This is a genomic window from Enterococcus casseliflavus (assembly GCF_029215545.1).
Lineage (GTDB): Bacteria > Bacillota > Bacilli > Lactobacillales > Enterococcaceae > Enterococcus_D > Enterococcus_D casseliflavus.
Genome location: NZ_CP119393.1, coordinates 1,332,829 through 1,348,848 on the forward strand (window position 1 = coordinate 1,332,829; position 16,020 = coordinate 1,348,848).

Sequence of the window (16,020 nt, forward strand, 5' to 3'; positions counted from 1 at the left end):
CTTGGCATTGGAAAAAGCTGCTGAGTAAGGCTTCTTCTGTTTGTCTTGGTGGGTGCTTCGTCCGACCTTTATAAACAAATTATTGTGCGACTGGTTGATTTTCTTTTTCTAATTCGTTTTTGTCATAGATTTTTACGAATGGGTAATAGATCAGGATCGATAAAAGAATCAAAAGAACATTCAGCACGATGGCACGCCAATCGCCGCCAGTTGCTAAGAAAGCACCAATTGGTCCAGGCAATGTCCAAGGGGCATTGACCGTGACGGCATTGACTAAACCTGCTGAGGTGGCGACCCATGCAATGACACCATTGATTAAAGGCGCAATGATGAATGGTGGGATCAAGATTGGATTCAAGACGATCGGTGTACCGAAAATCAGTGGTTCATTGATGTTGAAAATTGCTGGAATTAAGGCTGTTTTTCCTAGTTTTGAACCGAATTCTGATTTGGTGCGAAACGCTAGCAAAATCGCCAAACCAATCGTTGAACCAGCCCCACCAATCCAGATAAACCATTGATAAAATGGTTCGGCTGCGATATTGGGAATCATATCTCCTGAAGCAAGCGCAGTTGTATTCCCTTCTAACAACTGCAACCATAATGGTCGAGCCAATGATCCAACGATAGAAGCACCATGGATCCCGAATGACCAGAAGAAGGTCGTCAAGAAGGTGATCAATAGCACACTTGGCAAGGTGTCTGCGGCACTGACTAAAGGATCGACGACTTTTGCCACGATCGTGTGCCAGTCAAAGCCGATATAGTAAGTGATCGCGCCCATTCCTAAAATAATGACTAAGGTAGGGGTCAAGGCTTCGAAAGAGCGAGCGACTGCAGGTGGGACTTGTTCTGGCATCGTGATTTTAAATTTCGATTTGTCCGTTAACCGATAGATTTCAACGGCAAGAATCGAGGTGATGATCGCCACGAACATACCAGCACTCCCTAAGTTGGCCATTGGCAAGACAAAGCCGACCGTTCCAGCAGCATCCAAGGCTTCTGCTGGGATATTGACCGGGGTGAAGGTCAGTAAAAAGGCGGTCGTAGCTAGGATCCCGCCAGAAAGACCATCAAGCTTATAAGAGCGAGAAAGACTGTATCCAATCCCGAATGCCGCATACAAGCTCATAATGTACATCGTCATTCGATAAGGCAATAAGATCGTTGTGGCATTACTAGACAAGAATTGATAGATGCCCCAACTTTGAGGCAGCGGTGGAAAGGCTAAAATCATAAAGAACGAACTGACGATGATCAATGGCAAGGTTGAGACGATCCCGTCACGAACCGCCCGCAAGTGACGCTGGCTGCCAAGTTTTTCCATCGGTCCTGCCAAATGGCGCTCGATGAATTGAGTGAATTTATCTAACATGGTTTATCCTCCTAAGGTGTTTTACATTTTTGCTTCCCATGGATTCGGAATGATTTTCCCTAAAATCACGCCTTGGGCTGCCCCGGTTGCTGCAGGGGCATTGTTGACACGGCTGTGAAGGGTTTCATTTCCTAATATGGCAAAAGCCACCGCTTCTTTGGCATCGTTGGAACCGCCAATGTCATCTTGTGTTCCAACGGCTACTGATTCTGGTAAATAGCCTTGGATCAGTTCAATCAGCAGATGATTGTGGGCACCGCCGCCCGAGAGAATCACTTCCATATCGTTTGTTCCCAACTGAGGAAAAATGAACCGTTGGTAACTGTCAGCAATGGAAAAAGCGGTGAAATCGGTCAAAGTCCTCACCAAGTCTTCAGGTACTGCTTCGGGATACTTGGTCAATAACTGATGCACGAATTGTTTTCCAAAAAGCTCACGCCCGGTGCTTTTCGGCGGTTGCTGGGACAAATAAAAATGAGTTCTTAATTCCTTTTGCAAGGCTGGTATAATTGCTCCCGCACGGGCTGTTTCACCAAACGCATCATAAGGCTGACCGAATAGCTGAACCATTAATTCATCGATGACCATGTTTCCTGGACCTGTATCAAAGGCATACAGCTCGTTTAAGCTGCCACTTTTTGGTAGTACAGTAACATTGCCGATGCCGCCAATATTTTGCAGCAAACTATTTTTGCTGTCTGATTGATAGAGCAGATAATCTGTATAAGGAACAAGAGGGGCGCCTTGACCGCCAGCAGCCATATCCATCACTCGAAAATCGGCGACGACTTTCGTTTGTAAGCCATAAGCGATAATTGAAGGTTCGCCAATTTGCAAGGTGCTGTTTTTCGCTGGGTCAGCATCGGGGGAGTGCCAGATCGTTTGTCCGTGGCTGGCAACAAAATCAATGCTTTTTTCTTCAATACCAGCTTTTTGGCAGAGGATTTGACACGCTTTCAAAAATTCATACCCTAATTCCGTATTTAATTGGCAGATGAGGGGAACATTTGATTCCACCGGATCACAAGCAGTTTTTATTCGTTCCTTCAATTCTTCACCAATAGGCAGTGTGACCATTTCCATCAGCTGTACGGCAGTTTCGGTGCCGCAGCCGTTGATTTTTACTAAAGCTGCGTCGATCCCATCCAAACTGGTTCCTGACATGAGTCCTATTGCAAGCATAGCGTTTCTCCTTTCTTTTAGAATAGTGATGAAAGCGATTGTTGAATTCGATTTCACACTCATTGTAAATGAAGTGTAATTATATTTCAAGATATAAATTTATAATTGAAAAAACATTTCAACATAATGATGTCAGGTGTTCGCTCTTTTTATCAAAAATGGGTGGTAAGTGAAATTTCGCTGGCAGAGAGATGTCTAACGATCAGGGAAAGTGGTATAATGGTTGGAAGGATATTTTTTAAGAAGGTGAAGAAATGCGCTTTATACATACAGCTGATTGGCACATCGGAAAAAAACTACATGGCTATGATTTGCTGGAGGACCAGCGAGCAATTATCGATCAAATCATTGCGATCGCTTTAGAAGAAAAAGTCGCTGCCATCGTCATTGCAGGTGATCTATATGATCGTTCCGTTCCCGCTGTCGATGCGGTCAAATTATTGAATGAAAAAATCGCAGAAATCAATCTAACGAATGAACTGCCTTTATTGGCTATCTCAGGAAACCATGATAGCCCAACGCGGCTAGAAACTGGTAGTCAGTGGTTTCAGCAAACACGCTTTTACCTGTCCACCAGCATCGAACAAAGTTTGCACCCGGTTGAGTTTGACGATACACAGTTCTTTTTACTGCCTTATTTTGAACCGATCGAGGCGCGCTTGTTTTTTGATGAACCATTAATGAAGATTTCTGATAGTGTCCAAAGAGTCATTGAGGAGATGACCAAGCACTTTGACTCGTCCAAAAAGCAAGTGCTAGTGACCCATTTTTTTGTGGCGGGTTCTAGCCAAACAGATTCAGAAACAAAAATTCAAGTTGGCGGATTGGACAGCGTACCGACCACCGCTTTTGCGCCATTTGATCGAGTCGTTTTGGGGCATTTACATGCCAATACCGCCCTGAAACATCCGAAAATCGGGTACAGTGGCTCTCCGCTGAAATTTTCCCTTTCTGAACGGACGAACCAAAAAGGGGTCTATCTTGTGGATACTGTAAAAGACACCAATGAATTTATTCCCCTCACACCAAAAAGGGATATCCAGCAACTGACGGCTTCCTTTGAGGAGTTGATCGATCCGGTTTTTTACCGTGATCTAAATCGTGAGGCGTTTTGGCATTTTCTGCTGACGGATCGTGCTGTGATTCCAAATATGATGAATCAGTTGCGAAAAATCTATCCATTTATTTTGTCTGTCGAACGGTTGAATGGACGAGAACAGACGAAAAAAAGACAGCTAACGACACGAGAAACCGACCCGCAGGCCTTGATCAGTCATTTTTTTCAAGAGATGACGGGAGATTCCTTGCTCGATGCACAAACCAAGTGGATCGAACAAGGATTAAATGAAGCATTTGTCGTGGAAAAGAGGGAATAGTCATGCAACCGAAGTCTTTACAAATGAAAAATTTTGGTCCATTCATTGATGAAAAATTGGATTTTAGTCAGCTGCAAGCTGGCGGTTTGTTTTTGATCAGCGGCAAAACTGGTGCAGGAAAAACGACGATTTTCGATGGCATGACGTTTGCCTTGTTCGGTGAAACATCGGGGAATCTGCGCTCAGGCAAAGAAATGCGCTCGATGTTTGCTTCACCAACCGAAGAGACCAGCGTCACGTTTACTTTTGAACATCAGCGTTTTACCTACCAGATCCAACGGAAACCGGAACAGACGTTAGCAAAAAAACGTGGTGACGGGGTCACCAACCAAACGGCAAAAGTCCAGTTGACGATTTTTGACGCCGAGGGCAAAGAGAAAAAGCAAATCAGTAAACGGACAGAAGTTGATGCGTTTATCAAGGATCTGCTGCAGCTGGATGCCAAACAGTTTTTTCAAATCATGATGTTGCCGCAAGGAGAATTTCGTAATTTTTTGATTGCCAGCAGCAATGAGAAAGAACGCGTTTTACGGAATTTATTTGGCACGGAAATGTATCAACAATTTAATGAATGGTTGAAAGAGCAAGTCAAAGCACAAAGTAAAAAGCTTGAGCATCAGCAGCTGCTCGCCTCGCAAATCATGGAGCGCTTTGAATGGGAAGAAGCGCAGGAGGTTTTAACGGTTGCGGAAGGTCTGACTTTGTGGGCGCAGGATTTAGAAAAACAACAGGCGCAGCTTCAGCAGTTATTGCACAAAAAAGACCAAGCGATCCAAGAAATGAAAGCTGCGCAAGACGCTTTTTACCGTGCAAAAGAAATTGAAAATGCACGGATCGAATGGCAAGGTCTACAAGAAAAAGCCCGAGAGCTACATGCTAAAAAAACCGAGATCGCTCAGAAAAAAGCACAGTTGAACCAGTTGGTGTGGGCGCTTGAACATCAAGAAATCATGCAGCAAAAAGAAGAACGAGTGAAAGAAGCACAGCAAGCTGCTCAGCAAATCAACGAAACAAAACAGCAGCTGCAAGAAATTCAGCAGCAACAAGTAAGCTGGCAAGACCAACGAGCGTTGATTGACGGCATCAAGAAAAAACAGGAAGCTGCTAGTCAAAAAGTTCAACGAATCCAGCAGCAGATCCCGCTAGCACAGCGCACACAAGCGCAGCAAGAAGAAGTGGTGCAACTTGAAAAAGCCGCACAGCAACAGACCACCGAATTAACGAAGATAAACCAAGCGCAAGCAAGTGCCAAAGCGCAAGCGCAGCATCTGGCAGAAGAAATCGAAGCATTGCGAGGGTTTCAAGCAGAAGCGGTGAAATTAGTAGAAACGCAGGCTCTGGTAGAAAAATGGCAGCAAGCAAAAGCGCAGTTTCGTGAAGCCGAGCAAAAAGCAGGGGAACAGCAACAAATTCATTCGGAGTTGGTTCTTGAACAACAGCAATTAGCAGCATCCTTGCTGGAGCTGCAAAAAACGTTAAAACAAGAAACCAGTCAAAATGCTCGAATGCAAATTGCTCGGCTTCGTCTATTACTGGAAGAAAATGAACCCTGTCCGGTTTGCGGATCCTTGGATCATCCGAATACACAGGAGCACACGACCTATCGCATCGAAGACATCATTGCCAGTGAGCAAAGACTTGAGAAAACTCAAGAAAAATTGATGAAGATCCAACAGCAAGTATCGGCAAATCAAACGCTGCAGGAGCAAGCCACATTGCGAATCAGCGAATGGCAAGCCACCAGTGTTGCTGCGCAGAAGCAAGTGGCATTCGCTTGGACTACAGTTCAACAGGCATTTGCTACCTTGCAGCCGATAGAAAACCAAGAGACGATTACCGAGGAAACGACGGTAGCGGAACTAAAGAAACGGCAATCTTTCAATCAACAAAAAGCTGCTTCTTATGAAGACGCGCAGAAGAAACATCAGGCAGTAAATGAGAAATTAGCAACGTTAAATGAGTCCTATCAGCAAGTCAGTGAGCAAGCGAAAAAAGCCCAAGAAGCGTGCCAGCTTGCGGAGGGGAAATTGGCTTCTTTACAGGAACAACTTGCAGGCGCAACGTATGAACAATTACAAGCCGATTTAGCAAAAACCAATGGTTTACTGAGGGAATATACGCAACAAATTGAGGCTGATGCCCGACAAGAAGCGCAGCTAAACGAACAGCAAGCGATTCTTTCAGAGAAGCTGAAAAATCTGCAGCAATTTTTTGCAGAAAAGCAAGCGGCTAAGACAAAAGCAGAACAACGACTGACGCAGCGACTCCAAGAAGCTGGTATGACTGAAGAAACGATGCGGGAGTTGATTGCCCAAGCCGCTCAAACAACCGTTCTCTCAGAAGAAATCAAAACCTATGAGCAAGAAACGGCGTTTGTTCAGCAACGACTAGCATTTTTAGACTCACAGTTAAAAGAGCAAGCTGCAATAGATTTAAACCAATTGGAAGCTGACTACCTTCAGTTGCAGACCGTGATGGAGGAACTACAGCAAGAAACAGTTCGCAAACAGGAGAAAGTCAACGGCAATCAACGGTTGTTTGACGAGCTGCAGGTCATTTATCAGCAAAATGTCGAAGAACTTGCCCAATTAGGCCAACTTCAGCAGTTAGCAGAAACCATCAACGGTGAAAACGTCAAAAAAACCAGCTTGGAACGGTATGTACTGCAGCAATTTCTGACAGAGATCTTAGAAGTCGCCAATGAACGCTTGGCTCGGTTGACTCGTGGCCGCTATCAATTTGAATTAGCGGATAAAGTCGGCAGCTATCGAAGCTCAACAGGCTTAGAAATTGACATATATGACGATAATGCGGGACAGGTCAGAAGAGCTCATACACTTTCAGGCGGCGAAAGCTTTATTGCAGCCTTAGCGTTGGCGATCTCTTTGGCAGATGTGATCCAGCAACGAGCTGGTGGGATCGAGATCGAAGCCCTCTTCATCGATGAAGGCTTTGGCTCGCTTGATGAAGAATCATTGGAAATGGCGATGGAAGCATTAGAAATGATCGAAAATGAAGGGCGCATGATTGGGATCATCAGTCATGTTCGAGAACTGCGGGCAAGAATCCTGCAGCAAGTTTTCGTAGAAACTAACGGCAGCGGGCAAAGCCGGATCCGAATAAAAGAATAAGGAGAGGAGGGCTCTTATGAAGTGGAGTATTCCAGAAAAAGTAATTGAGCGTGGCAGAACGTATGTCAACGAAGATCGCGTCTTATCTGTCACACCAGACAAAGAAAAAAATGTGTGGCACGCAGAAGTATTGGGGACAGAATTGTATTTAGTGACCTTAGATGCTACAGCCAAAGAGGTAGATTATTGCCAATGTCCGTACTGGGAAGAGCATCATTATTGCAAACACACGGTGGCAGTCGAACTTTATCTACGCAAACAAGGGAAAACACGAAAAATCAATGAGCAAACCCCCATCAAAAAAGCCTTTTCTGCTTCAGAGATGTTTTCCAACGGCTTTGCCCGCTTAGGGAGCGAAAAAGAAACGAGCCAACCCTTACAGGTTGAATTTCGGATAGATACCATCGCCACCAATCCTTACCATCAAGAAATGGATATCTTAGGGATTTCCCTCAAAGTCGGCCATCGTGGCACCGCACGGGCCTATGTCGTTAAAAACATTTATAAATTTTTGCAGATGTACCAAGAAAACAAGCAGTACGCAGCGAATAAGCAGCAGACCTTCTTTCTATCTGCGGATGCCTTTGATGAGAAAAATCGAGCCTTGTTGAATCGATTGGCAGGAATCGCGCAAACGCAACAGTTAATCGGGCAAGCAGGTATTCAGATCAGTGGTAAACTTGACAAAAAGTATTTGCTGCTACCAGTTGAGTTCGGCAAAGAATTGTTGTTACAGTTAAACGAAGTCTATACGCAAATAACCATTGGTGAAACAAAAGTCAATGAAGCCGATTTTCAAATCGGTGAACCTTTGTCGTTTTCAGTCACAAAACAGAAGGATCATTTTCCGCTGGAATTCGTGAAAGATTTTGACCATTTACTTAGCTATTATAATTGGGGTCTGCTGGATGGAACCTTTTATGAACTGACTGTCGAACAAAAGGAAATCTATGTCACGATGCAACAGTTGTTTAAACGATTTGAACAGCCAGTCATCGACTATCCGAAAGAAGAACTAGCGAATCTTTTTATGAAAGTATTGCCTTATTTGCGAAAAATCGGGCGTGTCCAAGTAGCACCTGAAGTTCAAAATGAAATCGAAGAGTCTGAATTGAAAGCTGTCTTTTCGTTACGGAAAATCAAAGGACAAGTCGATTTACAAGTAGACTTCACTTATGGAGAAGTCGTTTTTTCAAGTGATGAAAAACATCACTATATGCCAGAAAATCATCCCGAGATTTTACGTGATTTTCAACAAGAAGCACGAATTGAAGCGATTATTGAAACCTTTGGCTATCAAGCAAGCACTAAAAATTGGCAAAAAAGCTTACCTGCGGGGGAACAACTTTATACCTTTTTTACAAGGGAGATCCCTGTTTTAAGGCAATTAGGTGAAGTCCGTATCGGCAAGAAGCTGCGGGAACTTTACCTTGACGCCCAACACCATCGACCAGAAATCGTTATCGAAGAAAATGGTTCTTGGTTGGATATCAAGTTTGATGTCAGCGGCATTCAAGAGTCAGAGATCAATGAGGTCTTGCGCAGCCTGTTACAGTCTGCACAATTTTATACCACTGAAAATGGGCAAGTCCTTTCATTGGAATCAGAAGAGTTTCAAGAAGCAAGTGCTGCCCTGAAAAAATTGCGTCTTTCACTCGAAGCGAAGGATGGGGCGATCCAAGTTCCTTTGAATCAAGGGCTGCTCCTGCAAGAGCAGTTTGCTGATCAAGCCAGCTTTAGCGCCGGTTTTCAGCAAATGACGGAAGACTTGATCCATCCAGAAAACTTTGAGGCGCAGCTGCCAGAAAACTTGCATGCTGAGTTGCGGCAATACCAAGAAGTTGGCTTCCGTTGGCTAAAAATGTTGAGCCACTATCAATTTGGCGGTATCCTTGCTGACGAAATGGGATTAGGGAAGACCGTTCAGACGATCAGCTACTTACTTTCAGAAAAACAAGAGAAACAAAAATTAAATGCGCTGATCGTGGCACCTGCCAGTCTAACATTCAACTGGCAGCAAGAAATCAAACGGTTTGCGCCGACGATTTCCGCGTCTGTCATCAGCGGAACGAAAGAAGAGCGCGAAGGGCAGATGGCGCAGCCAGCGGACGTCCGCATCACTTCTTATGCAAGCTTGCGGCAAGACATTGATGCCTATCAAGCATTAGATCTGACTTGTTTGATTTTAGATGAAGCGCAAATGGTCAAAAACAGTGCGACCAAAACGGCACAGGCCTTGCGCTCCTTGGAAGTTCCACAGCGGTTCGCCCTCAGTGGCACACCGATCGAGAACAATTTAGAAGAATTGTGGTCCTTGTTCCAAATGATCATGCCGGGCTTTTTCCCGAACAAGCAAAAATTTAAAGAACTGTCCACGCAAGAAATTGCGAAAATGATCAAACCCTTTATTTTGCGAAGAGACAAAAAATCCGTGCTGCATGATTTGCCGCAAAAATTGGAAACAAATTATTACAGCGTTTTAACAGAAGAACAAAAGAAAATTTATTTGGCGTACTTGCGGCAAATGCGGGAAGAAATCGCGCAGATGGATTCTACGTCTTTCCGTAAAAATCGAATCAGTATCTTAGCTGGTTTGACTCGACTGCGGCAAATCTGTTGTGACCCACGATTATTCGTGGAGGACTATGAAGGGTCTTCTGGGAAACTTGAACAGGTCAAAGATTTACTCTTAGCAGCCAAAGAAAATGGGCGTCGTGTGCTGCTATTTTCTCAGTTTACTAGCATGCTTTCGATCATTGAAGAAGAGCTAGCACATGAAGGGTTTGAGTCCTTTTATTTGCGAGGCAGCACACCGCCGCAAGATCGTTTGACGATGGTCGATGCCTTCAATAGTGGAGAAAAGGACGTCTTCTTGATCTCGTTAAAAGCAGGAGGAACAGGACTGAATCTGACCGGCGCAGACACCGTGATCTTATACGATTTGTGGTGGAACCCGGCGGTGGAAGAACAAGCCGCTGGACGAGCCCATCGGATCGGTCAAAAAAATGTTGTCGAAGTCTGGCGAATGATTGCTGAAGGAACCATTGAAGAACGAATGGATGCGTTGCAACAAGAAAAACGTGAGCTTTTCCAAAAAGTGATCCAAGGCAATGAAACACAGCTTCAACAAATGACAGAAGAAGATATTCGCTTGATATTGAGTATCGGCGAAGAAAGTTAGCCAATCAAAAAGATGGACCTGCCGCAGGAGCGAAGGTCCATCTTTTTTAGTTATACATGTATGCAGGCACTTGCATCAGTGTGTCAATACTGTCTTGCAGCTGTGAAAAAGCAGTGATCGATGCATCTGGTAAGTCTTCCAATCCACTAGGCGCTTGACGGAGACGATGATTGAACCACAAAGCTTGCCAACCGGCTTTCTTACAGCCAATCACGTCATTATCAAAATTATCACCAACGTACAGTGTGGTTTCCGGATCAAGAGCAAAGGCGGTTTCTGCCAATTGAAAGATTTCAAGTTGCGGCTTTTGATAACCAGTTGCTTGGGAAATGATCATATGCTCTGGTTTGATCCATCGAGTCAGTTGCAACTGATCCAATTTTTTTTGCTGGTGGTCAGTGGGACCATTGGTAATAATTCCTAGTTTGACTGGCAATGTGGACAAATAGTTCAAAGTTGACTCAACTTCAGGATGCAGCGTGATGGCATCTAGTTCTTGTTCATAACACAGCTGAAATTTACAGCTTTCTTCCATTGTAATAGGTAAGTACCCTAAATCCGTTAATGAATGGGTCAGTCGAAAATAACGAAAATGATCTAGCGTCCATTCATTTGCCAATACCCGTCCAAACTGCTCGTCACTGTGCACCCGAAACCGTAAGTAAAGAGCAGTTAAATCTTTGTGGGCTATTTGTGGGAAACATGAGGTTACGGCATTGCGAAATGGTTGTTGCTGGTCATATAAGGTATCATCGACATCAAAAAGAATACTAGTGATCAAAAAAGACACGCCTTTCAGAGTTAGTGAAAATTTTCAGTTTGTTTTCGAATCAATCATAAGCCATTATTCCTGTAAAAAAAAGAGGAAAACCCCTGTAAAATAAAGGTTTTATTTACTGTTTTTAGAAATCCGCGTCTTCATAGGTTTTCAAAATTATAGTGAATTTTACCCATTTTCACATGTTTCTCATTTTGCATTTCTACTGAGAGTTGCTTATAATGATAGCTATTGAGGAGGGGGAAATGTGTTAAAAAGGTTTTTTCGTTATTATCGACCGTATCGGTCACTATTTATACTTGACTTTACTTGTGCGGTATTTGCTGGTTTATTGGAACTAGCCTTTCCAGTTGCCGTCAACCAAGTAATCGATAAGATCATGCCCCAGAACAACTTTCACCTAATACTGTTGGCTTGCTTAGGCTTGTTCTTGTTTTATGTGATCAATACTGTGTTGCAATATATCGTGGTTTTTTATGGTCATAAACTTGGGGTCAATATTGAAACTGATATGCGTCAAGAGTTATTTCGACATCTGCAAACGCAATCTTTTGAATATTATGATAATCAAAAGACTGGCAAGCTGATCAGTCGTTTGACTACGGATCTCTTTGAGATTTCTGAAGTCGCTCACCATGGGCCAGAAGATGTTTTTATTACCATCATGACTTTGGTCGGTTCATTCCTATTGATGTTAAATATGCATGTTCAATTAGCTGTGGCAACATTTGCGTTGATTCCCTTGATCACGATCGCCTTGGTTTTTTTCAATAAGAAAATGACCAAAGTCAACACACAGATCTATGATAATCTCGGTGAGTTCAACGCCGGAGTGGAAGCATCTGTCAGTGGCATTCGAGTGACACAATCATTTGCCAATGAAACGTTTGAACATAAACGCTTTGACGGGTTAAGTGAGATTTATCGGCAGTCTAAGATCCTTTTTTATAAGGTAATGGCAATCAGTTCAGCGTACAATTATTTCTTGATTCGGTTGATCAACTTGTTTGCTCTGATCTTTGGTGCCTACTACGTGATTCGTGGTGAACTGACGAACGGTCAGTTCGTAGGGTTTATTTTATTGTCAAATGTCTTTGTTAGACCAATTGAGAAGGTTAATACGATGATCGAAAGCTATCCGAAAGGCATCGCTGGCTTCAAACGCTTGACCGAAGAGTTGGATAAAGAACCGACGATCAAAGACAAGCCGGGGGCACGGGCAGTAACTTCCTTAAAGGGAGACATCGTCTACCATGATGTTTCTTTTTCCTATGCGGATGCGACGAAAGTCTTGAATCACATCGACTTGTCGATCAAAGCGGGTGAGACGATCGCCTTCGTTGGACAAAGTGGTTCAGGGAAAACAACGTTATGCAACTTGTTGCCGCGGTTTTATGAAGTCACGGAAGGCGCCATTACGATTGATGGCATCAATATTCAGGAGATGACCTTGGCATCTTTACGTCAGCAGATTGGTACGGTGCAGCAAGATGTTTTTCTTTTCCCAGGAACGATTCGAGAAAATATTGCTTATGGCAAACTTGATGCAACAGAAGAGGAGATTTTAAAGGCAGTCAAATTGGCACACTTAGAAAAAGTCATTGATCAAATGACGGATGGCTTGGATACGGTCATCGGTGAACGAGGCGTCAAATTATCGGGTGGCCAAAAGCAGCGGGTAGCGATTGCTCGGATGTTCTTGAAAAACCCGCCGATTTTGATTCTAGATGAAGCAACTTCAGCGTTAGATACCGAAACGGAACAAGTGATCCAAGAATCATTGAATTCTTTGGCAGATGGGCGTACAACCTTGATCATTGCCCATCGCCTCGCAACGATCAAACATGCGACACGAATCATTGTCGTTAGTGAGAAGGGGATCTTAGAAGAAGGAACCCATGAAGAGTTGATGGCGAGAAAAGGGCATTATCGTGCATTGCATGATGCTCAATTTGCTCGTGACCGAGAACCAACACTCGCTTAGAAGAAAGACATGGTAAACGATCAGTTCAAGAATAGTACAGTCTATTATGCTTTGTCAGTGACCAAGCAACAAATTGGCTGGCTTCTTGGATTGATCGTTTTTTACTGAGTTTTTTGTGAGAAACCCTTTTCATTTATAAGCAGATGTTCATTTCTGCTGCTGTTTTATAGCAGATTATGACAGAAATGCTTCTATGGTTTTCTGATTAAAAAGGAATGTGATACAATAAAACCAAGAAGAAAGAGAGTGGTTGCGATTACTAGCACAAAAAAATAACATTCATTTTCATTGTAGCGCGATCGTTTCTCGGCAAAGGAAGGATCGTGAAAAAGTTCTTTTGAAAACGATTGAGCGACTGCCTTGGTTTTTCTCTCAGTTTTTGATTACATCTGTAATTGTCGTAGTAAAATTAAAAAACGTTGCCTTCTGTTAAAAGAATATTTTAATATTCTGACATCTTTTTGATACACCTTTGACACACTGTTGTATAAAAGGAGTAATATTAAAAAAAAATTTGAGTTTTCTCATTTAAAAATAAACTTTTTGAAGGAAACCTTTTGCCTTAAAGGTTTCGCTTTTAATATAACTTTCGAGTTTTATTAAAAAATATGAGATTTAGACTAGATTTTTTTTAGTTAAACCTGTATAATTGAAATCAAGCGAGGGAACAGGACTTGCTTGATTGAAAATTAAAAAGGAGAGATGCACGTTGTTGACACTATACACTTCCCCAAGTTGCACATCTTGTCGCAAAGCTCGTGCGTGGTTACAAGAGCACGAAATCCCTTTTGTTGAAAGAAATATTTTTTCAGAACCGTTAAATATTTCTGAGCTTAAGGCAATTCTACAGATGACAGAAGATGGCACAGAAGAAATTATTTCCACCAGATCCAAAGTATTCCAAAAGTTGAATATGGATCTAGATGACCTGCCCCTAAAAGATTTATTGACACTTGTTCAAGAAAACCCAGGATTATTGCGTCGTCCGATCATGATTGATGAAAAACGATTGCAAGTTGGGTTCAACGAAGATGAAATTCGTCGGTTCTTACCTAGGGATGTTCGCCAACTGGAACTAAGACAAGCGCAATTAATGGCAGGATTATAAATTTGACTTCATCGACTCGCTTTCTCTTTGAAAGTGAGTCTTTTTTTGAGTTTTTATGTTTTTCTTAAGAGGATATTCGTTTTCTCTTTACTTTTTATCAGGTTTCGATACAATGAACCTATAGTGAGTAGCAAAAGTGAGGTGTAGCTAATATGGAAATGGAACATATCAATGAGAACACCATTCGTGTATTGATCAAAAGTGAAGACTTAGCTGCGAGAGGCATCACTTTTCTTGACCTTCTAGGAAATCACAATGAAATTGAAAACTTCTTTTACAGTATTCTTGAAGAAGTTGATATTGACGAAGAATTTAAGGGCAGTGAAGCTGTAACTTTCCAAGTCTTGCCTAAAGGCGATGGGTTAGAATTGTTTATTAGCAAAAATCTTCCACCAGAAGGAATGGAAAATTTTGAGGAGATGAACGATGAAGCGAATGAAGACATTACCGACATGTTGAAAAAGCATGTGGCGGCTCAATTACAAGAGTCGGAGCAAGCAGAAGACATCGGCAATCGTTTTGTATTCGAGTTGTTGCGATTCGAAGATATGATTCAATTGGCATCCGAAGTATATTTGGATTCCGTTGCAACCAATCTTTACCAAATGGGTAACCATTATTATATTGAAATTCGATTCATGGATGCAGAGGTTACTGATATTGAAGTGGAAAATGCACTTTCTTATTTGATGGAATTTGCCCAACGGACATCAGTGACGCCAGAGGTTTTATCTGAATATGGTCAGTTGATCATGGAAAACGATGCACTTGAATTGACTCGTTTCTACTTCAAGAATGATTAATGAATGAAATTCATTTCCAGCCAAGAACATGTTGCTAATGTTCTTGGCTTTTTCAATTGTGTTTGATGAAAATGGCGTATCTTTTATTGAGGTGAGTTAGATGCTGAAAGCATTGAACCAAAGAAAAGAAGTCATTGCAGCGAAAGGGAGAAAGAAAGCTTCAGGTCCTTTTTATTGCCCAGGGTGTCACCAAGAAGTGACTTTGCGGCAAGGAACCAAACGACAGCCCCACTTTGCCCATCAAGCAACTGCTGATTGTCAGACTTACAGCGAAGGGGAGACGAAGGAACACTTGGAAGCCAAACAACTATTGTTTGAATGGTTTCAAGATACAGGGATTGAGATCGAAGCCTTTTTGCCTAAACTCCAACAGCGTCCTGACCTTTGTTATAAGAATATCGCCATTGAAGTACAGTGTTCTTCCCTCAAGTTTTCACGATTTCTTGAAAGAACCAGCACGTATTTAGCAAACGGCTATCGACCATGGTGGATCTTAGGGGAGAAATTGCATCCGAAACGCCAATGGTCACTTTTGGCAAAAGCCTGCTGTAGTTATCAGGCAACTGGTTTTTGTTTGTGGCTGATTGATACGCAAAATCAATCCTTAATGAAGTTAGATCAAATCAACTGGCACTATCAAGAAGGAGTCAGCAGTCAACAAAGCGATGCTCGAAAAGGGGCGCCTTACCATAAAGAAACTCTTCGCCCTTTGTGCAAAGGACAAAGATCAAACCATCACCGTCCTCCTGAATGGCTTGCTGCAGACTATCAGGTCTGGTTGATACAAAAACTGCGAAAGAACCTGCCAAAAATCCGTGTGATCCAAGAAATATTGTATCCGTTAAAAGGCAATGTCTCCCAGCTGCCTATGTGGTGCTATTGTAAAAGCAGCTTTGGCATTTTATTTGAGCATCGAATATTGGTTTTTCGCTTTCTTTATTTAAGTGACTGTCCCCTTCGTTTTGATCAATGGGTAGCACGGCTGCGGCAGCTGGATTGGCAATGGCAGTTCCCGTTACTGGATCAACGGGAAATTTTGCGCGGGCTCTTTCAAGAATGCCAATATTTAGAAAATTCGGTTTCTTTTTAAGCCAATGATTTG

The 16,020-nt window shown here is 42.7% G+C and carries 10 protein-coding genes; 7 read left to right on the forward strand and 3 right to left on the reverse strand.

All coding sequences use genetic code 11. The features are described from left to right. Nucleotides 1–79: 79 nt before the first annotated feature. Nucleotides 80–1,375 (reverse strand): PTS sugar transporter subunit IIC, encoded by a 1,296-nt coding sequence (locus P0G38_RS06475; RefSeq protein ID WP_005229683.1) that lies wholly within the window; start codon nucleotides 1,373–1,375, stop codon nucleotides 80–82. 21 nt (nucleotides 1,376–1,396) lie between these two features. After that, a complete protein-coding gene (gene anmK / locus P0G38_RS06480; protein WP_275854613.1) occupies nucleotides 1,397–2,557 on the reverse strand; it encodes an anhydro-N-acetylmuramic acid kinase AnmK in 1,161 nt (386 codons plus the stop codon). Nucleotides 2,558–2,811: 254 nt separating this feature from the next. Between anmK and P0G38_RS06485 the strand changes: the two genes are divergently transcribed. Genes P0G38_RS06485 through P0G38_RS06495 form a run of 3 tightly spaced genes read left to right on the forward strand, consistent with a single transcriptional unit; the run spans nucleotide 2,812 to nucleotide 10,245 of the window. Next, the gene (locus P0G38_RS06485; RefSeq protein WP_275854615.1) at nucleotides 2,812–3,933 is read left to right on the forward strand and encodes an exonuclease SbcCD subunit D; all 1,122 of its coding nucleotides are present in this window, start codon (nucleotides 2,812–2,814) and stop codon (nucleotides 3,931–3,933) included. 2 nt (nucleotides 3,934–3,935) lie between these two features. Next, nucleotides 3,936–7,064 carry an AAA family ATPase gene (locus P0G38_RS06490; RefSeq protein ID WP_275854617.1) on the forward strand — a complete coding sequence of 1,043 codons (3,129 nt, stop codon included), beginning with the start codon at nucleotides 3,936–3,938 and terminating at the stop codon, nucleotides 7,062–7,064. Nucleotides 7,065–7,080: 16 nt separating this feature from the next. Next, complete coding sequence (locus P0G38_RS06495; protein ID WP_275854619.1) at nucleotides 7,081–10,245, forward strand: DEAD/DEAH box helicase; 3,165 nt, start codon at nucleotides 7,081–7,083, stop codon at nucleotides 10,243–10,245. A 46-nt stretch (nucleotides 10,246–10,291) separates the two neighbouring features. Here the strand turns inward: P0G38_RS06495 and P0G38_RS06500 are convergent, their stop codons facing one another. After that, a complete protein-coding gene (locus P0G38_RS06500) occupies nucleotides 10,292–11,026 on the reverse strand; it encodes an HAD family hydrolase (RefSeq protein ID WP_275854621.1) in 735 nt (244 codons plus the stop codon). Nucleotides 11,027–11,270: 244 nt separating this feature from the next. Between P0G38_RS06500 and P0G38_RS06505 the strand changes: the two genes are divergently transcribed. The 4 genes from P0G38_RS06505 (at nucleotide 11,271) to P0G38_RS06520 (ending at nucleotide 16,008) form a co-directional block, all read left to right on the forward strand. Further along, nucleotides 11,271–13,007 (forward strand): ABC transporter ATP-binding protein, encoded by a 1,737-nt coding sequence (locus P0G38_RS06505; RefSeq protein ID WP_275854623.1) that lies wholly within the window; start codon nucleotides 11,271–11,273, stop codon nucleotides 13,005–13,007. Between the two features lie 709 nt (nucleotides 13,008–13,716). Continuing rightward, nucleotides 13,717–14,115 carry a transcriptional regulator SpxA gene (gene spxA, locus P0G38_RS06510; protein WP_003127030.1) on the forward strand — a complete coding sequence of 133 codons (399 nt, stop codon included), beginning with the start codon at nucleotides 13,717–13,719 and terminating at the stop codon, nucleotides 14,113–14,115. A 152-nt stretch (nucleotides 14,116–14,267) separates the two neighbouring features. Next, nucleotides 14,268–14,918 (forward strand): adaptor protein MecA, encoded by a 651-nt coding sequence (locus P0G38_RS06515; RefSeq protein WP_275854630.1) that lies wholly within the window; start codon nucleotides 14,268–14,270, stop codon nucleotides 14,916–14,918. Between the two features lie 100 nt (nucleotides 14,919–15,018). Then, nucleotides 15,019–16,008 (forward strand): competence protein CoiA, encoded by a 990-nt coding sequence (locus tag P0G38_RS06520; RefSeq protein ID WP_275854632.1) that lies wholly within the window; start codon nucleotides 15,019–15,021, stop codon nucleotides 16,006–16,008. The last annotated feature ends 12 nt before the right edge of the window (nucleotides 16,009–16,020 follow it).

Coding starts and splice junctions, on each gene's coding strand:
- P0G38_RS06475 (WP_005229683.1), bottom strand. CDS start 1,375: ATGTTAGATAAATTCACTCAATTCATCGAGCGCCATTTGGCAGGACCG.
- anmK (WP_275854613.1), bottom strand. CDS start 2,557: ATGCTTGCAATAGGACTCATGTCAGGAACCAGTTTGGATGGGATCGAC.
- P0G38_RS06485 (WP_275854615.1), top strand. CDS start 2,812: ATGCGCTTTATACATACAGCTGATTGGCACATCGGAAAAAAACTACAT.
- P0G38_RS06490 (WP_275854617.1), top strand. CDS start 3,936: ATGCAACCGAAGTCTTTACAAATGAAAAATTTTGGTCCATTCATTGAT.
- P0G38_RS06495 (WP_275854619.1), top strand. CDS start 7,081: ATGAAGTGGAGTATTCCAGAAAAAGTAATTGAGCGTGGCAGAACGTAT.
- P0G38_RS06515 (WP_275854630.1), top strand. CDS start 14,268: ATGGAAATGGAACATATCAATGAGAACACCATTCGTGTATTGATCAAA.
- P0G38_RS06520 (WP_275854632.1), top strand. CDS start 15,019: ATGCTGAAAGCATTGAACCAAAGAAAAGAAGTCATTGCAGCGAAAGGG.